The 3,208-nt window shown below is 68.8% G+C and carries 3 protein-coding genes; 1 reads left to right on the plus strand and 2 read right to left on the minus strand.

Annotation, left to right across the window (positions count from 1 at the left end; all coding sequences use genetic code 11):
• Positions 1–225 precede the first annotated feature (225 nt).
• Positions 226–1,176, minus strand: coding sequence for a chitinase (locus ACFWIW_RS41170; protein WP_378373453.1), 951 nt, complete (start codon positions 1,174–1,176; stop codon positions 226–228).
• 224 nt (positions 1,177–1,400) lie between these two features.
• Here ACFWIW_RS41170 and ACFWIW_RS41175 point away from each other — a divergent pair, with 224 nt between their 5' ends.
• Positions 1,401–2,660, plus strand: coding sequence for a GGDEF domain-containing protein (locus ACFWIW_RS41175; RefSeq protein ID WP_378373454.1), 1,260 nt, complete (start codon positions 1,401–1,403; stop codon positions 2,658–2,660).
• On the opposite strand, the gene ACFWIW_RS41180 is transcribed toward ACFWIW_RS41175, so the two are convergent.
• Entirely contained in the window at positions 2,657–3,112 is a 456-nt protein-coding gene (locus ACFWIW_RS41180; RefSeq protein WP_378373455.1) for a nucleoside deaminase, read from the minus strand. The genes ACFWIW_RS41175 and ACFWIW_RS41180 overlap by 4 nt on opposite strands.
• Between the last annotated feature and the right edge of the window lie 96 nt (positions 3,113–3,208).

Consider the following 3,208-nt stretch of genomic DNA (forward strand, 5'->3'; position numbering starts at 1 on the left):
TCACTGCTCCTAAAGTGGCTTTCGCAACGTCGGCGTGGGTGGGCGTCGGCCGGGCGGTTCGAATGCTGTCGGGCGCGTCGCGAAAGCCACTTTCGCGACGTCTGATGTCCCGAAAGTGGCTTTCGCGACACGGGGCATCTGGGCTGGAAGCGATGAGGGCCTCCTTCCCTACCTTGAGAGTAGGGAAGGAGGCCCTCACGGACTGACACCGGTGGGGAACGGAAGTCAGCCGGTGTAACCCGCCACGATCTTGGTGTAGTCGTACTTGCCCTGCGGGATCCCCGCGCAGTTGTTGCAATCGCGGTTCACCGCCCAGAACGACAGCCGGGCGAGATGTTTGCTCGCCGCGTAGTCGCGGATCGCGCGGAAGTCGGCGACGCTGACGGTCTCGCCCGCCACGTCGGTCTTCCCGTTCATCGACGAAAGCCCGCTGCGCCGGTAGGCCGCGTCGTCGCTCAGGCCGAAGGTGGACTTCACGACGTTCTTCAGCCCGTCGACGGCGCTGCGGGTCTTGCCCGCCATGTCACCGCCGCTGGAGAAGTCGAACGGCATGACCGACCACGCGTCGACCCCCGCGCCGAGCGCCTTCGACTGGTTGATCAGCCGCTTCCCGTGCGCGTTGGGGCCGCCCACCTCGGTCGGGATGGTGATGACCACGCGCAGGCCGGGGTTCTTCTGCTTCGTGATCTTGACGGCGTTCAGGATCCGGTCCTGGACGGTGTAGTTCTCGAACTCGTCGGTGTTCTCGATGTCGAGGTCGATCGCCTTGAGCTTGTAGGCGTCGATGACCTTCTGATACGCGCCGGCGAGTGCGGCGGGGGTGCCGCATTTCGGGCCGAGCTTCGTGCCGGACCAGCCGCCGAACGACGGGATGACGTCGCCGCCCTTGGCGCGGATGTTGTTGATCATCGTGGCGTCGGAGCCGGTGAGGGAACGGCTGCCGTCCCATTTCGGGTTGCAGCCGCCGTCGGAGAGGATGAACGCGAGGGTGAACGCCTTGACCCCGGTGGCGTTCATCGCGGCGATCGGGTCCGTCTGTCCCGACCACTGGTACAGATAGGGCGAGGCGAGCACCGGGTCCGGGGCCGCCGAGGCGACGGGGGCGAGACCGACGGCCGTGGCGAGAGCGGCGCCGGCGGCGGTGGCCAGTGTTGCCCAGCGTCGTAAGGATTTCATAGGTCCTCCAACTGGTACGCGCGCGGCGAGGCGCGCAGGTGTGGAGCACCTCCGTCTTGACGCGGCGTATCAACCGGGAGGGTGCGCACACTCACGGTGGACTAGACCATTGAGGACTGTCAAGAATTCACCGGGATTCCCGGGGGAAACGACCGACCTTAGTAGGGGGGTGATGACCCGGAAAGCGGATCGACACCACCGCGATTACCGGCTAGTTTGCCGAAATGGTGGGGGACTCCCTGATGGCGACCGGACGCCGCGGCCGGAGAGACCGGCTCGCCGCGCCGCGCCGGATACTGGGGTCCTGGAGCCTGTGGGAACTACCCAGGCGAGGCCTGATCGGGTACCTGCTCCTCGTCGACTTCGCCGCTTTCGCCGCCACCGCCTATCTCTTCGTGTTGCGGCCGCCCGCGCCGTCGTCCTTGCTCCCGTTTTCGGCTCTGCTGGCGGGAATGATCCTCAGCTCGGAGCTTTCGCGGCCCGTCGAGCGGTCGCGTGCCGACACCCGGCTCGGTGCCGGACTGGACGCGGCGTGGATTTTCGCGGGAGCTTTGCTGCTGCCGCCCGCGCTCGCCGCGGTGCTCGTCGTCGCTTCGGCCGGTCACCGCTGGTTCCGGATCCGGCGCGGGATCCCGCATCGCCAGGTGTTCGCGGCCTCCGCCACCATGCTCTCGGCGCTCGGCGCCTCGATCATCCCGGTACTGCTGGGGGCGCCGCCGTTCGCCGACGCGGCAAGGGACTTCGAGAGTTTCGCGCTGGTTTTCGCGACCGGCCTGATCTTCCTGTCCGTCGACGCCGCCTTGGCCGCGCCTGCCGCCGAATTCGGGGCGGAACCGTCGGGGTTCGCCTTCGACGCGGCGATGGTCGCGTTCGGCTTGCTGCTCGCGTGGTCGGCGGCGGATTGGCCGTACGTCGCCTTGGTACTCGCGGGGGCACTCGTGGTACTTCACCGGGCCGGGACGATGCGCGCCCTGCGCGGCCACGCGGGCACGGACGCCGGAACCGGGTTGCTCACCGCGTCGTCCTGGTTGGACGGTGCGCGTACCCAATTCGAACTCCTTCGTGGCCGTGGCGCCGATCTTTCGCTGCTGATGCTCGACCTGGACCACTTCGCGCGGCTCAACGACCGGCACGGCAGGCACGTCGGGGACGACGTCCTCCGCGCGGTGGCGGACACCTTGCGCGCGGAGGTCCGGGCGGCGGACCTGGTCGGCCGGTTCGGCGGCGAGGAATTCGTCGTCCTGCTGCCCGGCACCAGCCGGTTCGACGCGCACGCGATCGCCGAACGCATCCGGATGCGGATCTCCTCGACGTTCGTCTCACTGGGTGGGACGTTCGCCGGGGCGACCGTCTCGATCGGGGTGTCGTCGCATCCCGCCGCCGGCGAGACGCTCGACCGGCTCGTCGGCGCGGCGGATCAGGCGATGCGCGCGGCGAAGGGGGCCGGGCGCAACCGGACCGTCGTGTTCGAGGGCGAAAGCTAGCTTTCGGCGGGGACGCCGATGTCCTCGAACCACAGCTCCGGGTGATCCCGGATGAACTCCGTCATCAGCGCGGTGCAGGCCGGATCGTCCAGCAGGGTGATCTCGACGCCGTTCTCCTCTAGCCAGCCGTGCCCGCCCTCGAACGTGGTCGCCTCGCCGATGATCACCCGGCCGATGCCGAACTGGCGCACCAGCCCGCTGCAGTACCAGCAGGGGGAGAGGGTGGTGACCATGATCGTGTCCCGGTAGTGCGGCCGCCTGCCCGCGTTCCGGAACGCGGAGGTCTCGGCGTGCATCGACGGGTCGCCGTCCTGGACGCGGCGGTTGTGGCCGCGGCCGAGCAGGGCGCCGGTGGTGTCGAAGAGGGCGGCGCCGATCGGGACCCCGCCCTCGGCCTTGCCGAGTTCGGCCTCTTCGCGGGCGACGGACAGCAGCTGCGCGGGATCGATCATCCGGTCACCTTACGGCTCGTGAGTGGCGAGGACGGGTTGAAAACGACCAGCCCCACCCCCGCCCCCAAGCGGAACGACGAGGTCCGCGATAAGCGA

Origin of the sequence: Amycolatopsis sp. NPDC058340 (assembly GCF_042723975.1) — a bacterium.
Classification (GTDB): domain Bacteria; phylum Actinomycetota; class Actinomycetes; order Mycobacteriales; family Pseudonocardiaceae; genus Amycolatopsis.

What these genes read in the sequence shown, in the direction of transcription:
- ACFWIW_RS41170 (WP_378373453.1), bottom strand. Translation starts at nt 1,176, where the DNA reads ATGAAATCCTTACGACGCTGGGCAACACTGGCCACCGCCGCCGGCGCC.
- ACFWIW_RS41180 (WP_378373455.1), bottom strand. Translation starts at nt 3,112, where the DNA reads ATGATCGATCCCGCGCAGCTGCTGTCCGTCGCCCGCGAAGAGGCCGAA.
- ACFWIW_RS41175 (WP_378373454.1), top strand. Translation starts at nt 1,401, where the DNA reads ATGGTGGGGGACTCCCTGATGGCGACCGGACGCCGCGGCCGGAGAGAC.